Annotated in this window: 1 protein-coding gene; it reads right to left on the reverse strand. The window is 77.7% G+C overall.

Features of this window, described 5'->3' with window-relative positions:
* Positions 1 to 19: 19 nt before the first annotated feature.
* The gene (locus ACIGO8_RS07655; RefSeq protein ID WP_399725441.1) at positions 20 to 17,737 is read right to left on the reverse strand and encodes an SDR family NAD(P)-dependent oxidoreductase; all 17,718 of its coding nucleotides are present in this window, start codon (positions 17,735 to 17,737) and stop codon (positions 20 to 22) included.
* Positions 17,738 to 17,853 lie beyond the last annotated feature (116 nt).

The raw sequence follows: 17,853 nt of genomic DNA on the forward strand, positions 1-17,853 counted from the left end.
CCGGGCGCGGCCCGGCCGGTCAGCGGCGGCGGAGGTTCTCGTCGATGAAGGCGAGCAGCTCGTCGGCGGTGGCGGGCGGGCCGGGCGGCGGCCCGTCGGGATCCGTGCCGGCGGCGGACGGGTCCCGAGGCGCCGGAAGGTCCTCCCGTGCCTCGGCCGGACCGTCGCCGTTCGCCGGGGCGAGCGCCGGGAGGAGCGCCGCGAGGCGGGCGCGGACCCGTGGGTCGGGCGGCGCGGCGGCGAGGGAACGTTCCAGCCGGTCCAGTACGGCGAGCAGCTCGTCGGCCGGATCCTGCGCGCCCCGCTCTCGGTGTGGCTCCTTGTCCGGCGCCGTCTCGGCCAGCAGCTCGCCGAGACGCCCGGCCAGGCGGGCCGGCGTCGGATGGTCGAAGACGAGGGTCGTGGGCAGCTGCAGGCCGCTCAACTCGGTGAGCCGGTTGCGCAGTTCGACCGCCGTGAGGGAGTCGAGGCCCAGGTCGAGCAGCCGGTCGTGGGCGTCGACGCCCGCGTGCGAGGACCGGCCGAGCACCGTGGCGACCTCCCGTCGGACCAGGTCGAGGAGCAGGTCGGGACGCCGGTCGGGCGCGGCGGCCCGCAGACGGTCGCGCCATCCTCCGGCGCAGCGGGCCGCGCGGTGACGGGAGGTGCCGGTGGCCGGACCGGTGCCGGTGGCCGGGCTGGCGTCGGTGCCGCTGCCGCTGCCGGTGCCAGGGTCGGTGCCGCTGCCGGCTCCGGGCACGACGTCCGCCAGGAGCGGGTCGAGCCGTCCCTCCGCGGCCCGCGCGCGCAGGGCGGCGGTGTCGAGGCGGACCGGGGCGAGGGCGGCGGCGCCGTGCCGGAGCGCCGCGTCGAACAGGGCGAGGCCCTCGCCGGGCGCGAAGGCCGCGACTCCGGACGCGGCCATCCTGGCCCGGTCGGCGGCGCCGAGCGCGCCCGCCATGCCCCGGTCCTCGTCCCACCAGCCCCAGGCCAGGGCCGTGGCGGGACGCCCCTGGGCCCGGCGCAGGGCGGCGAGGGCGTCGAGGAAGGCGTTGGCGGCGGCGTAGTTACCCTGGCCGGCCGAGCCGAGCACTCCGGCGGCCGACGAGAAGAGCACGAACGCGGTCAGCTCCCGGTCCCGGGTCAGCTCGTGCAGGTGCCAGGCGGCATCGGCCTTGGGCCGCAGCACGCGGTCGAAGCGGTCGGGCGTGAGGGTTTCGAGGACGCCGTCGTCGAGGACGCCGGCGCAGTGCACGACGGCCCGCAGCGGCCGGTCGGCGGGCACGGAGTCGAGCAGCCGGGCGAGCGCCGCGCGGTCGGAGACGTCGCAGGCCTCGACGCGCACGTGGGCGCCGGGACCGCCGCGTTCGGCGAGTGCGGTGAGTTCGGCGGCCAGCAGCGCGGCGCCGGGAGCCTCCTGGCCGCGCCGGCCGGTCAGCAGCAGATGCCGTACGCCGTGCTCGGTGACCAGGTGCCGCGCGAGCGAGGCGCCCAGCGCTCCGGTGCCTCCCGTGACCAGGACGGTGCCGGTGACGTCGAACCGCGGCCACTCCTCGAGTCCGTCCTGCGACCGTGCGGCCGGTTCGGACACGAGGCGGGACACGGAGAACTCGCCTCGCCGCAAGGCGAGTCGGGGCTCGCCGACAGCCGGGAGCGAGCGCAGGGCGGCCGTGGAGACGGCCTCGCCGTCGGTGTCCAGGAGGAGCACGCGGCCCGGGTGTTCGCGCTGCGCGGACCGCCCGAGGCCCCAGACGGCCGCGGCCGCGGGATCGGCGGGCGCGTCGTCGGGCCCGGTGGCCACGGCACCGCGCGTCACGAGGACCAGGCGGGTGGCGCCGAGGCGCGGTGCTGCCGCCCAGGACCGCAGCAGCGCGGCCGTGTGGTCAAGTGCGGCGCGTGTCCGGGCCGGGAGGTCGGCCTCGTCGCCGGCCAGGGGCACGGGTGCGAGGACGAACTCCGGTGCGGGATCCCCGCCGTCGAGCGCAGCCGTCAGGGCGTCGAGCCCGTCGTACCGCACGGCGCCGGGCACGGCGTGAAGCCCGTACGACAGGTCCGGTCCGACGACCGCGAGGCGTACGGGAGCGCTCGCTGCGGCCTCCGCCGTGGCCCTCGTCCACCGCACCGCGTACAGCGCGCCGGCCGGTCCGTCGCCGGCCGGTCCGCCACCCAGCGGTGCCCCGTCCAGCGGTCCGTCGCCCGCCGGTCCGCCGTCCAGCGGTCCGGCCTCGGCGGTCGGCGCGGCGGTCTCGCTACGGGCCGGGGCCGGGCGCAGCAGCAGGGAGCGGACGGTGGCGACGGGCCGGCCGGCCGGGTCGGCGAGGTCGAGCGCCACGGTCGTGTCCCGGACGGTGAGCCGGACCCGCAGCCGGTCCGCGCCCTCGGCGCGCAGCGCCACGTCGCTCCAGGCGAAGGGCAGCAGCGGCGCCGTGCCCGGGCCGTCCCGGTGCGTCCGGAGAGCGGCGGCGTGCAGGGCCGCGTCCAGCAGGGCGGGATGCACGGCGAACCGCCCGGCCTCGGCCGCCTCCTCCGGCTCCAGGACCACCTCGGCGAAGACGTGCCCGCCGAGGGTCCAGGCCGAGCGCAGCGCCCGGAACGCCGGGCCGTAGCCGACGCCGCCGGCCGAGACCCGCTCGTACAGCGGGCCGACCGGGACGGGTTCGGCGCCGGCCGGCGGCCAGGCGGCGTCCGCCGCCCATCCGGCGTCGCCGGCGGGCGCGTCGGTCGTGTCCGGCGCCGTGGGCGCGAGGGTGCCCGAGGCGTGCAGCGTCCACGGTTCACCGGACGCGGCCCGGGCCTCCGCCTCGCCGGGGGCGGGCTCGGGCCGGGCGTGGACGGTCAGCCGGCGCAGGCCGTCGGGGCCGGCCGCCGCGAGGCGCACGTTCAGCCGGACGGCTCCGTGCTCGGGCAGGACCAGCGGCCGGCCGAGGGTCAGTTCGGCGAGGTGGCCGAGGCCGAGCCGGTCGCCGGCCCGCAGCGCCAGCTCCACGAAGGCGGTGCCGGGCAGCAGGGCCTCGCCGCCGACGCGGTGGTCGGCGAGCCAGGGATGGGCGGCGAGGGACACGGTGCCGGTGAGGACCAGGTCGCCGGTCTCCGGGAGTTCCAGCGGCGGGCCGACGAACGGATGGCCGGACGTCTCCCGGGCGGTGGCGGACGGCGCCTCGGCGTCGGTCGCGAGCCAGTAGCGCTCGGGTCGGAAGGCGGCGGTCGGCAGGTCGACGCGGCGGGCGCCGCTGCCGGCGAAGAAGGCGTGCCAGTCGACGGCCGCACCGCGCACGTGCAGGCGTCCGAGGGCGTCGGCCAGGGCGTCGGGCTCGGGCCGGTCGCGGCGCAGGGCGGCGACGGCGGTCAGGTCCGGGTCGCCCCAGCCCGTGACGAGGCCGGCGAGGGAGCCGTCGGGCCCGGCGTCCAGGAGGGTCCGTACGCCGTCGTCGGCGAGGTGGCGCACGGCGTCGTGGAACCGCACCGGACGGCGCACCTGTTCGGCCCAGTACGCGGGCGAGCACAGGGTCTCGGCGGTCGCCGGGCGTCCGGTCACGGTGGAGACGACCGGGATCGTGGGCGCGTGGTAGGTCAGCTTGTCGGCGACGGCCCGGAGTTCGTCGAGCATCGGGTCCATCAGCGGGGAGTGGAACGCGTGGCTGACGCGGAGCCGGGTGACGCGGTGCCCGTCGTCGCCGAGCCGCCGCGCGAGGGCGAGGACCGGGTCCGTACGGCCCGAGAGGACCACGGCCGAGGGGCCGTTGACGGCGGCGACGGCCACGTCGTCGGTGAGCAGGGGCAGGATCTTCTCCTCCGGCGCGTCCACGGCGACCATCGCGCCGCCCGGCGGCAGGGCCTGCATGAGCCGGCCCCGGGCCGTCACCAGCGCGGCGGCGTCGGACAGGTTCAGCACTCCCGCCACGTGGGCGGCGGCGAGTTCGCCGACGGAGTGGCCGACGAGGGCGTCGGGGCGAACGCCCCAGCGGGCGAGGAGCCGGAAGAGCGCCACCTCGACGGCGAAGAGCGCGGGCTGGGTGTAGGCGGTGGTGTGCAGCAGGTCGGCCTCGTGCGTGTCCTCCTCGGCGTCGATCACCTCGAGCAGCGGCCGCGGCAGGTGCGGGTCGAGCGCGGCGCGGACGGCGTCGAACGCCTCGGCGAAGACCGGGTGGCGCTCCCTCAGCCGGCGTCCCATGGCGAGCCGTTGGCTGCCCTGGCCCGCGAACGCGAGGGCGAGGCGGCCGCCGGCCGTGCGTCCCCACGCCTGTCCGGGCGTCTCCTCGCCCGAGACCAGGTCGTCGAGACGCTCCAGGAAGTCCTCGCGGGAGGCGGCGACCAGGGCCGCCCGGTGTTCGAAGGCGGCCCGGCCGGTGGCCAGGACGTGGCCGACGTCGAGCGGGCGCAGGTCGGGCCGCTCGTCGAGGCGGCGGCGCAGCTTCGCGGCCTGGGCACGCAGGTGCTCGGGGCTGCGGCCGGACAGGAGCCAGGGCACGGCGCCGGGACCGGCGGGCCCGTGGGCCCGGGAGGCCGTGGTCGCGGGCGGTGCCGCCGGCGCGGCCGGCTCGGGCGCGGCGGCCGGGGCGGCCGGGGCGGCCGGGGCCTGTTCGAGGATGACGTGGGCGTTGGTGCCGCTGATCCCGAAGGACGACACGCCCGCCCGGCGGGGCCGGCCCGCGGCGGGCCAGGGAAGGCTTTCGGTGAGCAGCCGGACCGCGCCGGAGGACCAGTCGACGTGCGGTGTGGGCTCGTCGACGTGCAGCGTCCTCGGCAGGGCGCCGTGACGCATCGCCATCACCATCTTGATGACGCCGGCGACACCGGCCGCGGCCTGGGTGTGGCCGATGTTCGACTTGACCGAGCCGAGGAACAGCGGCCGGTCCGGGGCGCGGTCGGCTCCGTAGACGGCGAGGATCGCCTCGGCCTCGATGGGGTCGCCGAGCGAGGTGCCGGTGCCGTGCGCCTCGACGGCGTCCACGTCGGCCGGGGCGAGGCCGGCGCCGGCGAGCGCCTGGCGGATGACCCGCTGCTGCGAGGGCCCGTTGGGCGCGGTCAGTCCGTTGCTGGCGCCGTCCTGGTTGACGGCGGAGCCGCGGAGCACGGCGAGGACGGGGTGGCCGTTGCGGCGGGCGTCCGAGAGCCGTTCGAGGAGCAGGACGCCCGCGCCCTCGCCCCAGCCGGTGCCGTCGGCGGCCGCGGCGAACGGCTTGCAGCGTCCGTCGGCGGCCAGGCCGCGCTGGCGCGAGAACTCGACGAAGGGTGTGGGCGTGGCCATCACGGTCACGCCGCCGGCCAGGGCGAGGTCGCTCTCGCCCGACCGCAGCGACTGCGCCGCCAGGTGCAGGGCGACCAGCGAGGAGGAGCAGGCGGTGTCGACGGACACGGCGGGACCTTCGAGACCCAGGGTGTACGCGATACGGCCGGAGGCCACGCTGCCGGCCGTGCCCGAGCCGAGGTAGCCCTCGACCTCCTCGGGGACACGGCGGACCCAGGAGCCGTAGTCGTGGTACATGACGCCGGCGAAGACACCGGTGCGGCTGCCGCGCAGCGAGGCCGGGTCGATGCCGGCCCGCTCGACGACCTCCCAGGAGGTCTCCAGGAGCAGCCGCTGCTGCGGGTCCATGGCGAGCGCCTCGCGGGCGTTGATCCCGAAGAAGGCGGCGTCGAAGTCGGCCGCTCCGCGCAGGAACGCGCCGCGCCGGGTGTAGCTGCGGCCCGGCCGGCCCGGCTCGGGGTCGTACAGCTCGTCCGGGTTCCAGCCGCGGTCGGACGGCATGTCGCCGACGGCGTCGACGCCTCCGGCGACCAGCGCCCACAGGGCTTCCGGGCTGGTGACGTCGCCCGTGGCGGCGTCGCCGCCGGGATAGCGGCAGGCCATGGAGACGACGGCGATCGGGTCGTCGTCGGCGGGCGCCGCCGGGCGCCGCCGGGGACGGTCCTGTGCCGGGAGCCCGCCTTCGAGCCCGCCTTCGAGCTCGCCCTGGATCTGGCGCTGGAGCTGTTCGGCCAGGTAGGCGGCGAGCTCGCGCGGGGTGGGACGGTCGAAGACGAGTCCCGCGGGCAGGGTGAGGCCGGTCTCGGAGCCCAGGCGGTTGCGCAGTTCGAGCGCGGTGAGGGAGTCCATCCCGAGCTCGGAGAAGGGCCGTTCGTCCTGGGTCTCGTCGAGAGTGTCGAGCCCGAGCACTGCCGCGGCCTGGGCCCGTACGAGTGCGGTGAGCGTCCTCGTCCGTTCGGCGTCCGCCAGGGTCCGCAACGGCCCGGCGAAGGCGCCGGCCGGTGCGGTGGTGGCGGCGGCGCGCCGGGCGGCGGCCGGCCGGACGAGCCCGCGCAGCGGCGCCGGGACCGTCCGTCGCCCGTCCGCGGCGGGCCCCGCGAGACCGTCGGGATCCAGCCGTACGGGTACGAGGACGGGCTCCTCCCGCGCGGCGAGCGCGGCGTCGAGGAGCGCGAGGGCGTCGTCCGTCGCCAAGGGCCGCACACCGGTGCGCGCGAGCCGCCTGAGGTCGGTCTCGTCGAGCGCCGCGGTCATGGCGCTGCGCTCCTGCCACAGTCCCCACGCGAGCGAGGTCGCGGGACGTCCCTGGGCGCGGCGCTGCGAGGCAAGGGCGTCGAGGAAGGCGTTGGCGGCGGCGTAGTTGCCCTGCCCGGCCGAGCCGAGCACGCCGGCGGCCGACGAGAACAGCACGAACGCGGTCGGCTCCCGGTCCCGGGTCAGCTCGTGCAGCAGCCAGGCGGCCTCGGCCTTGGGCCGCAGCACGCGGTGCAGGCGGTCGGGCGTCAGTGCCGTGACCGCGCCGTCGTCCAGCACGCCGGCGGCGTGCACCACGGCCGTCAGCGGATGCTCCTCGGCGATGCCGTCGAGCAGGTCGCCCACCGCCTCGGCGTCGGCGAGGTCGCAGGCGGCCACCGTGACCCGCGCGCCCAGCTCCTTCAGCTCCTCGCGCACCCCCTCGGCCCCGGCCGCCCGGGCGCCGCTCCGGCTGGCCAGCACCAGATGCCGCACGCCGTGCCGCACGACGAGGTGCCGCGCGACGATCCGCCCGAGCACGCCCGTACCACCGGTGACGAGCACGGTCCCGTCCGGGTCGAACGCGGGAGCGGCGGCGTCACCGCCGTGCGGCGCGGCGACGGGGACGAGGCGGGGAGCGTGGAGGCGGTCGGCGCGGAAGGCCAGTTGGGGTTCGTCTCCCAGGGCGGCGGACAGCAGGGTGCCGGGCAGACCGGCGGTGCCGTCGAGGTCGGCGAGGACGAAACGGCCGGGGTGCTCGGTCTGGGCGGAGCGGATCAGGCCCCAGGCCGTGGCCTGGGCGGGGTCGGCGGTGTCGGCGGGCGTGACGGCGACGGCCGACCGGGTCACGACGACGAGCCGGGAGCGTGCAAACCGGGTGTCGGCCAGCCAGTCCTGGGCGAGCGCGAGGACGTGGGCCGCGGTGGCCTCGGCGAGGGCGGGCACGCTGTCGCTCGTCCCCGCCGGCTCGGCGGTGGCGAGGACCAGGTCCGGTACCGCTTCGCCCGCGTCGAGCGCGCCGCGCAGGGCGGCGAGGTCGGCGTGGCGGCGTACCGGCGCGTGCGTTCCGAGCCCGTCGGCGGAGCCGAGCAGGACGGCCGCGGCCTCCGCGACCGGCGCGGGAGCCGGAACGACCGGCCACGCGAGCCGGTGCAGCGCCGGGTCCCCGGCGGCCGCGGGACGGCCGGCTGTCAGGTTCTCGGGCGCGGGCCGCAGGACGACGGCGCCGACGGACGCCACCCGCCGTCCGCTCTCGTTGTACGCGGTCAGCCGGCCCGCGTCCGGGCCCTCGGTCGTGAGCGTAACCCGCAGGCTCGTCGCGCCCTCGGCCACGACGGTGGTGTCCTGCCAGGCGAACGGCAGGAGGACGGGATCGTCCTCCGAGGCGCCGGCGGCCAGGCCGAGGGTGTGCAGCGCCGCGTCGAGAAGGGCGGGATGGAGCACGTGACGGCCGGCCGTGGCGGCCTCGGGCGCGGCGAGGGCGACCTCGGCGAAGACGGTCTCCTGTGTCCGCCAGGCACGCGAAAGGCCCTGGAAGGCGGGGCCGTAGCCGTAACCGCGGCGGTCAAGGCGGTCGTAGAGATCGGTGACGTCGATCGCCGTCGCGGCGGCCGGCGGCCAGACGCCGAGCGTTTCGTCCTCGGTCCCTTCGGCCGACTCGGTCCCTTCGGCCGTCTCCGCCGTGTCCGCCGTGTCCGCCGTGTCCGCCGTGTCCGCCGTCTCGGCCGATTCCGCGAGGGCGGCGGGCGCGAGCAGGCCCGTGGCGTGCTCCGTCCACGCCGCGGCCTCGTCCGCGCTCTCGGGCCGGGAGAAGATCCGTACGGTGCGCCGGCCGTGCTCGTCGGCCGCGCCGACCGCGACCTGGAGCGCGACCGCGCCGGACGGCGGCGGCACGAGCGGGGCGGTCACGCCGAGTTCGGCGAGCGCGGCGCAGTCGGCGTGGGCGCCGGCCCGCAGCGCCAGGTCGACGAAGGCGGTGCCCGGCAGCAGCACGGTGTCGCCGACGCGGTGGTCCGTGAGCCAGGGCAGCGTGTCCTCGGACAGCCGGCCGGTGAGGACGTACTCGTCGGTGCCCGCGAGGCGCAGGGCCGCCGACAACAGCGGGTGGTCCAGCGGCTCCTGGCCGGGTCCGCGCGAGCCGGCGGTGCGGCCGGCGGAGGCGGCGGAGGCGGGCAGCCAGTACCGCCTGCGCTGGAAGGGATACGTGGGCAGCTCGGCCTGCGGGCCGTCCGCCCGGCCGAGGACGGCCGTCCAGTCGACCTCGCCGCCCCGGGCGAACTCCTCCGCGACGGCGGTGACAGCGGTGACGGCGGCGCCGTCGTCACCGGCGTCACCGGCGGGCAGGGCGGCGGGGGCCACGACACCCTCGGCGCCGGCGGCGACCGCCGCGAGGCCGGTGAGCAGCTCCTCGCGGTCGGCGCCGAGGACCACCGCACGGTGCTCGAACGCCGTACGGGTCGTGGCCAGCGCCCGGGCCACCGCGATCGGCTCGGGCTCCGGTGCCGCGTCCGCCGGCTCGCTCAAGGAGGCGTGCAGGCGGGTGGCCTGGGCGCGCAGGGCCTCAGGAGTACGGCCGGAGAGCGTCCAGGGAACGGTGCCGCCGGAGCCACCGGTGCCGCCGGTGCTGCCGTTGCCATCGACGTCACGGACCCGGTCCTCCGGCTCGGCCGGCGTGGCGGGCTCTTCGAGGATGACGTGGGCGTTGGTGCCGCTGATGCCGAAGGAGGAGACCGCGGCCCGGCGCGGGCGGTCGGCGGTGGCGGCCGGGGCACCGGCGGCGGGCCAGGGAAGCGGTTCGGTGAGCAGTTCCACCGCGCCGGAGGACCAGTCGACGTGCGGCGTCGGCTCCTCGGCGTGGAGCGTCTTCGGCAGCAGGCCGTGGCGCATCGCCATCACCATCTTGATGACGCCGCCGACGCCGGCCGCGGCCTGCGTGTGGCCGATGTTCGACTTGAGCGAGCCGAGCCGGACCGGAGCACCGGCCTCCCGCCCTCGGCCGTACGTGGCGAGGAGGGCCCGCGCCTCGATCGGGTCGCCGAGCCGGGTGCCGGTGCCGTGGGCCTCGACGGCGTCCACATCCGCGGCGGTCAGCCCGGCGTTCGAAAGCGCCTGCCGGATGACCCGCTCCTGCGCCAGGCCGTTGGGCGCCGTCAGACCGTTGCTCGCTCCGTCCTGGTTGACCGCCGAGCCGCGCACCACCGCCAGCACCCGGTGGCCGTTGCGCCGCGCGTCCGACAGCCGCTCGAGCACCACGACGCCGACGCCCTCGCCCCAGCCCGTACCGTCGGCGTCCGCGGCGAAGGCCCGGCACCGTCCGTCCGGCGAAAGGCCGCGCTGACGCGAGAACTCCAGGAACACGCCCGGGCTCGACATCACCGTCACACCGCCCGCGAGGGCCAGCGAGCACTCGCCCTGCCGCAGCGACTGCGCCGCCAGGTGCAGGGCCACCAGGGAGGTGGAGCAGGCGGTGTCGACGGAGACGGCCGGGCCCTCCAGACCGAGGGCGTAGGCGATACGGCCGGAGGCCACGCTGCCCGCGCTGCCGGTCAGGACGTAGCCGTCGGCGCCCTCGGCCGGCTCGGCGAGACGCGGACCGTACTCGCCGAGTGAGGTGCCGACGTAGACGCCGGTGTCGCTGCCGCGCAGGGACGCCGGGTCGATCCCGGCCCGCTCGAACGCCTCCCAGCCCGTCTCCAGGAGCAGCCGCTGCTGCGGGTCCATGGCGAGCGCCTCGCGCGGGCTGATCCCGAAGAAGGCCGCGTCGAACTCGGCGGCGTCGTAGAGGAATCCGCCGTGGCGGGTGTACGTGGTGCCCGGCCGGCCCGGCTCCGGGTGGAACAGCCGCTCGACGTCCCAGCCCCGGTCACGGGGCATCTCGCCGATGGCGTCGGCGCCCGAGGCGACGAGCCGCCACAGGTCCTCGGGACCGGTGACGCCGCCGGGATAGCGGCAGGCCATGCCGACGATGACGACCGGGTCGTCCTGGCCGCCGTCGGCGGCGGGCGCCGGCCGGGGCGCGGCCGGGGCGGGGTCCTGGGCGTCGCCGGTGAGCATCGACAGGACGAGGCGGGTCACGGCCTTCGGCGTGGGGTGGTCGAAGACGAGGGTGGCGGGCAGGGCGAGTCCGGTGGCGGCGCCGAGCCGGTTGCGGAGTTCGAGGGCGGTCATCGAGGTCAGGCCCAGTTCGGAGAAGGGCCGCCCGTCCCGTACGCGTGCGGGGTCGGCGAAGCCGAGGACGGCGGCGACCGCGCCGCGTACGACTCCGGCGGCCTCGCGCTCCCGCTCGGCGGCGTCGAGGCCCGCGAGGCGGAGGGCCAGTCCGTCGCGAGCGGGCTCCCGGCCGCCCGCGTCCCCGCCCGCGCCCGTGCCCGTACCCGTCAGGACGACGGAGCCGGGGCCGTCGGCGGAAAGGCGGCGCGCCTCGGGCAGTTCGGCGAAGAGAGGGCGGGGCCCGGCGACCGTGGCGGCGGGCAGGAAGGTCGCCCAGTCGACCCGGGCGACGGTGACGCAGACGTCGTCGTCCGCGAGCGCCACGTCCAGGGCGGCGAGGCCCTCGTCGGCGCCGAGGCGGCCGAGGCCGAAGCGCGCGAACTCCTGCGCCACGGCGGCGTCCGCGGCCATGCCGGCGCCTTCCCACGCGCCCCAGGCGACCGAGGTGGCGGGCAGCCCTGCGGCACGGCGGTTCTCGGCCAGCGCGTCGAGGAAGGCGTTGCCGGGCGCGTAGCCGCCCTGGCCGGGCATGCCCCAGGTGGCGGCGACGGAGGAGAAGAGCACGAAGGCGTCGAGTTCCGTGCCGCGGGTCAGCTCGTCCAGGTGGCGGGCGCCCACGGTCTTGGCGCGCAGGGCCCGTTCGAGCTGGGCGGGCGTGAGCGCGGCGACGAGGGCGTCGTCGACCCGGCCCGCGGCGTGGACGACGGTGGTGAGGGGCAGGTCGTCGGGCACGGCGGCGAGTACGGCGCCGAGGGCCTCACGGTCGGCGACGTCGCACGCGGCGAAGGTGACGCGGGCGCCGAGCGCGGTCAGTTCCGCGCGCAGTGCGTCTGCTCCCGGAGCCTGTTCGCCGCTGCGGCTGACCAGCACCAGGTGTTCGGTCCCGGTCGCGGCGAGCCGTCGGGCGACGCGCGCGCCGAGGGCGCCGGTACCGCCGGTGACCAGGGCGGTGCCACCGGTGCGCCGGCCGCGCCGGCCGGTGGCCCGCCCGCCGGCCCGGTGACCGGGCCGCCGAGGAGCGCGCTCCAGACGGCGGGCGAGGAGGTCGCCGCCCGGCCGCAGGGCGAGCTGGTCCTCGGCGCCCGCGCCGCCGGCGAGGACGCCGCCGAGCGCTTCGGCCGTGGAGGCGTCCGGCCGTGCGGGCAGATCGAGGAGTCCGCCCCGGCGCTCCGGGTGCTCCAGGGCCACGACCCGGCCGAGGCCCCACAGTTGGGCCTGGTCGGCGTCGCCCGGCGGGTCCTCGGCCCCGGTGGTCACGGCGCCGGTCGTCGCGTACCAGACCGGGGTACGGGCGGAGAGGTCGCCCAGTGCCTGGGTCAGGGCGAGGGTGGCGGCGAGGGCCGCGGGGACCGACGGGTGGCCGGGCGCCCGGCCCTCGGCGAAGGCGAGGAGGGACAGCACTCCGGCCGGCCGCGCCTCGTCGAGGTGGGGCCGCAGCAGCGCGGCCAGCTCCTCGCGGCCGGCCGCCGGGTCCGCGGTCAGCACGTGTACGGCGGCGCCGCGGGCGGCCAGCGCGTCGCGCGCGGCGTCGGCCCAGGGCCCGGTCCCGGAGCAGGAGTGCGGGCCCTCGGGCACGACGACGAGCCAGGTCCCGTCCGCGACGGCTCCGGCGGCCGTGCCGACGCGCCGCCAGCGGATCCGGTACCGCAGCGCGTCCACGGCGGCCTCGGACCGGAGCCGTCCGTGCCAGCGCGAGAGGGCGGGCAGCGCGGCGCCGAGCGCGGCGAGCTCCGGCCCGTCCTGGACCGTCCCGCTCGGTTCGTCGCTCAGTTCCTCGCGCAGCTCTTCGCGCAGCTCTTCGGCGAGGGCCCGCGGGTCCTCGGCGTGTACGGCGGCCCAGAAGCGGCGCTCGGCGTCTTCGGCCACGGTGTCGGTCCCACCGTCGGCAGCGGCGGGATCCGAGAGGGCGGCCGCGTGACGTCGTGCCCCGGGCGCGAGCCAGTAACGCTCGCCCGCGAAGGGATAGGTGGGCAGTTCGACGGTGCGGGCGGCGGCGTCCGCGAACAGCGGCGCCCAGTCGACGTCCGCGCCGCCTGCGAAGTCCGCGGCGAGCTTCGCCGCCGGCCCGCCGTCCGGTGCCTCGGCGGCGGATCCGGCAGCGGCCACCACTCCTTCGGCGCCGGCGGCGACCGCGGCGAGGCCCGTGAGCAGCTCCTCGCGGGTGGTGCCGAGCACCACCGCGCGGTGCTCGAACACGGCGCGGGCGACCGTGAGGGTGTACGCGACGTCCAGCGGGCGCGGCGCGTCCTCGTCGCCCAGGCGGCGCCCGAGGCGCCGGGCCTGCTCGCGCAGGGCCGACGGCGTCTTCGCGGACAGCACCAGCGGCAGCGTCGCGCCGGCCGCGTCGGTCGCGCCGGCCGGCCCGCCGGCTCCGGCCTCGGGCCTCGGCGTCACCGCCGCCGGCTCGGACGCCTCGGCGGTCTCGGACGTCGTCCCGGCCGTCAACGCCGGCTCTTCGAGGACGACGTGGGCGTTGGTGCCGCTGATGCCGAAGGAGGAGACGCCCGCCCGGCGCGGCCCGCTGCCCCGCTCCCACACCGTGTCCTCGGTCAGCAGCGACACGGCGCCGGAGCTCCAGTCGACGAACGGCGAGGCCTCGTCGACGTGCAGCGTCCTGGGCAGCACGCCGTGGCGCATCGCCATCACCATCTTGATGACGCCGGCGACGCCGGCCGCGGCCTGGGAATGGCCGATGTTCGACTTGACGGAGCCCAGGAACAGCGGCCGGTCCGGGGCGCGTTCCGCACCGTACGAGGCGAGCAGCGCCTCGGCCTCGATGGGGTCGCCGAGTCGGGTGCCGGTGCCGTGGGCCTCGACGGCGTCCACGTCCGCGGCGGTCAGCCCGGCGTTGGCAAGCGCCTGCCGGATGACCCGCTCCTGCGCCAGGCCGTTGGGCGCCGTCAGACCGTTGCTCGCTCCGTCCTGGTTGACCGCCGAGCCGCGCACCACCGCCAGCACCCGGTGGCCGTTGCGCCGCGCGTCCGACAGCCGCTCGAGCACCACGACGCCGACGCCCTCACCCCAGCCCGTACCGTCGGCGTCCGCGGCGAAAGCCCGGCATCGCCCGTCCGGCGACAGGCCGCGCTGACGCGAGAACTCCAGGAAGAATCCAGGGCTCGACATCACCGTCACACCGCCCGCGAGGGCCAGCGAGCACTCGCCCTGCCGCAGCGACTGCGCCGCCAGGTGCAAGGCGACGAGCGACGAGGAGCAGGCGGTGTCTACGGAGACGGCCGGGCCCTCCAGGCCGAGCGTGTAGGCGATACGGCCGGAGGCCACGCTGCCCGCGCTGCCGGTGAGCAGGTGGCCTTCGGTGCCACCCGCGGCCTCGTGGAGGGCCGGGCCGTAGTCGGAGGCCATGAGACCGGTGAAGACGCCGGTGTCGCTGCCGCGCAGGGACGCCGGGTCGATCCCGGCCCGCTCGAACGCCTCCCAGCCCGTCTCCAGGAGCAGCCGCTGCTGCGGGTCCGTCGCCAGCGCCTCGCGCGGTGACATGCCGAAGAAGGCGGCGTCGAACCGGTCGGCCTCGTGCAGGAATCCGCCGTGGCGGGTGTAGGTGGTGCCGGGATGGTCCGGGTCGGGGTGGTAGAGGGCGTCGAGGTCCCAGCCGCGGTTGTCGGGGAAGGCGGTGACGGCGTCGCGGCCGTCGGCGACGAGCCGCCAGAGGCCCTCGGGGTCCCGGACGCCGCCGGGATAGCGGCAGGCCATGCCGACGATGACGACCGGGTCGTCCTGACCGCCGTCGGCGCCGGACGCCGGACGGAACGGCGCCGGGACGAAGCCCTGCGCCTCGCCGGTGAGTTCGTCGCGGAGCCGGTCGGCGAGGGCGCGGGGCGTGGGATGGGCGAAGACGACGGTGGCGGGCAGGCGCAGGCCGGTGGCGGCGGCGAGCCGGTTGCGGAGCTCGACGGCGGCGAGGGAGTCGAAGCCCAGGGCCTTGAACTCCAGCCGGCTGTCGACCTCGGCCGCGGAGGCGAGACCGAGGACGGCCGTCGTCTCCTCCTGGACGAGCCGGAGCAGCAGCGCGGTCTCCGCCTCGGCGTCCCGCGCCGCGGCGAGCCGCTGCCGCCAGGAGGGGCCGGTGGCGGTGTCCGGCGCGGGGTCCGCCGTGGCCGGCGCGGCCGGGGCGGCCGGGGCGGCCGGGGCGGCGGGCACGGTGGCGGCGTCGGGCAGCCAGTGGGCGCGGCGCTGGAAGGGGTACGTGGGCAGGTCGACCGGCCGTCCGCCGCGCACCGCGCGGGTCCAGTCGACGTCGGCTCCGGCCACGTGGGCCTGGGCGAGGGAGGTCAGCAGCCGGGCCCGGTCGCCCTGGTCGCGCCGCAGGGTGCCGACGACCGCGGCCGGGTCGTCGGGCGCGGCGGCGAGGTCGAGGGTCTCCTGGACGCCGACGGCGAGGACGGGATGCGGGCTGGACTCGACGAACAGCCGGTGGCCGTCCGCGAGCAGGGCGCGGACGGTCTCCTCGAACCGCACGGTGCCCCGCAGGTTGCGGTACCAGTAGGCGGTGTCGAGGCTCGTGGTGTCGTCGGTCCGGGAGGCCGTGACGGTGGAGTAGAAGGCGGTGTCCGTGACGGGCCGTGGCGTGATGTCGGCGAGGGCGGTGAGCAGTTCCTCCCGTACGGCTTCGACGCCGGGCGAGTGCGAGGCGTAGTCGACGTCGATGCGCCGGGCGCGTACGTCCTCCGCCGTCCAGGCCGCGAGGAGGAGGTTGAGGACGGCGGAGTCGCCGGCGAGCACGGTGGAGGAGGGACCGTTGACGGCGGCCACGGCGACCCGGTCCTGCCAGGGCGCGATGCGGTCGGCGACGTCGGCGACGGGCAGCGGTACGGACATCATGCCGCCGGTGCCGGCCAGCCGGGCCAGGGCGCGGGAGCGCAGCGCGACGATCTTCGCGGCGTCGCGGAGGCTCAGCACGCCGGCGACGTGGGCGGCGGCGATCTCGCCCTGGGAGTGGCCGACGACCGCGTCGGGCACCACGCCGTGGGCCTTCCACACCGCCGCGAGGGACACCATCACCGCCCACAGGGCGGGCTGTACGACGTCGACGCGGTCGAGCGGGGCCGCGCCGGGCTCGCCGCGCAGCACGGCGGTGAGCGACCACCCTGTGAACGGGGCGAGGGCGCGTTCGCACGCGGCGATACGGGCGGCGAAGACCTCGTCCTGCGCAAGCAGGTCGCGGCCCATCGCCTGCCACTGGGAGCCCTGGCCCGGGAAGACCAGGACGGTGCGGCCGCGGGTGGCGGGGCCCTGGGGCACGACGGCGGTCCGGGCGGGCCGGCCATCGGCGACGGCGGCGAGGCCCGCGGCCAGCTCCTCGCGGCCGGCGCCGACGACGACCGCGCGGTGCTCGAACCGCGAGCGGGTGGTGAAGAGGGAGTGGGCGACGTCGACGGGGTCGAGGCCGGGGCGGTCGCTGACGAGGCGGGCGAGGCGGGCGGCCTGCGCGCGCAGGGCCTCGGGCCCGCGCGCGGACAGCACCCAGGGCACGGCGCCGGGCTCCCCGCCCGAAGCTCCGCCGACGTGCTCCGCGCCGGACGTCTCGTCGCCGGGCCCCGCGTCCGGGGCCTCGCCGACGCACTCGGCGCCCGAGACCTCGTCGCCGGGCTCCCCACCCGAAGCCTCTCCGCGCTCCGCGCCCGGAGCCTCGTCGCCGGCGCGCTCGGTGCCCGAAGCGCCCTCGACGGGCTCCGCCTGCGCGGTGCGCGGCGGCTCGGCGAGGACCACGTGGCAGTTGGTGCCGCCGACGCCGAAGGAGCTGACTCCGGCGACGAGTTCGCGGTACTCGTCGGGCCACGGGCCGAGGCCGGTCTGGACGCGCAGGTTGAGCGCGTCCAGCGGGATGCCGGGGTGGGGCGTCTCGTGGTGGAGGGTCGGCGGAAGCTGCCGGTGGCGCAGGCTCAGCACCACCTTGACGAGGCCCGCGATGCCGGCGGCGCCTTCCAGGTGGCCGATGTTGGTCTTGACGGAGCCGACCCGCAGCGGGGCCGTTCCGGCGGCCCGGGAGCGGCCGAGCGCGGCACCGAGCGCCTCGGCCTCGACCGGGTCGCCGACGGGCGTTCCCGTGCCGTGGAGTTCGACGTACTGGACATCGTCCGGGGCGGTGCCGGCGCGCGTGTGGGCCTGCCGGAGGACGTCCTCCTGGGCCCGCGGGTCGGGCACGGTCAGGCCCGCGCCGCCGCCGTCGTTGTTGACGGCGCTGCCGCGGATCACGCAGAGGACGCGGTCGCCGTCGGCCAGCGCGCGGTCGAGGCGCTTGAGGACGACGAGGGCGCCGCCCTCACCGCGTACGTAACCGTCCGCGCCCGCGTCGAACGTGCGGACCCGTCCGCTCGGGGACAGGCCGCCCATGGCGGCGGCGGCCGCGGCGGTCTCGGCGGCGAGGGCGAGGTTCACACCGCCGGCGAGGGCGAGTTCGCTCTCGCCGCGGCGCAGGCTCTCGCAGGCGAGGTGGACGGCCACGAGCGAGGAGGACTGGGCCGAGTCGACGGTGAGACTGGGCCCGCGCAGTCCGAGCCGGTACGAGAGGCGGTTGGCGATGACGCCGCGCTGGGAGCCCGTCAGGGCGTGCCGGCCGGCGGCGCCCGCGCCCTGCCGGCGCAGCAGGGTGGCGTAGTCGTCCCAGATGGCCCCGACGAAGACGCCGGTCCGGGTGCCCTGGACGTGCTCGGGGACGATCCGGGCGTCCTGGAGGGCCTCCCAGCCCAGTTCCAGCATGAGCCGCTGCTGCGGGTCCATGGCCGCGGCCTCGCGCGGTGCGATGCCGAAGAACGCCGCGTCGAAGCCGGTGACGGTGGACCAGTCGAGGAAGCCGCCGTGCCGCAGGCCGGCGGCCGCCGCCCCGGTCCCGGTGCCGTCGTCGAGGGCGTCCGGGTCCCAGCGCTCGGGAGGCGTGGGCACGACGGCGTCGACGCCGTCCCGCAGGAGCCGCCAGAACTCCTCCGGGTTCGCCGCGCCGGGCAGCCGGCACGCCACTCCGACGACCGCGACGGGCGTGTCGTGGGCGTCGTCCGGCGCGGCGGGTGCCACCGCGTGGTCTGCGTCGTGTCCGTGGGCGGCGGGGCCGGCCATGTCGTTCCCTCCGTGGCTTTCCGGTGCGGAGCGGTGGGGCGCTGCTCCCGGTCGTGCGCGACGCCTCGCGCGGGGCTGTCCGTGCCGTGCCGTGCGGGCCGCCCGTGCCGTGCCGT

The sequence above is a fragment of the Streptomyces sp. NPDC053493 genome (genome assembly GCF_044544825.1).
In the GTDB taxonomy this organism is placed as follows: Bacteria; Actinomycetota; Actinomycetes; order Streptomycetales; family Streptomycetaceae; genus Streptomyces.

What these genes read in the sequence shown, in the direction of transcription:
- ACIGO8_RS07655 (WP_399725441.1), bottom strand. Translation starts at nt 17,737, where the DNA reads ATGGCCGGCCCCGCCGCCCACGGACACGACGCAGACCACGCGGTGGCA.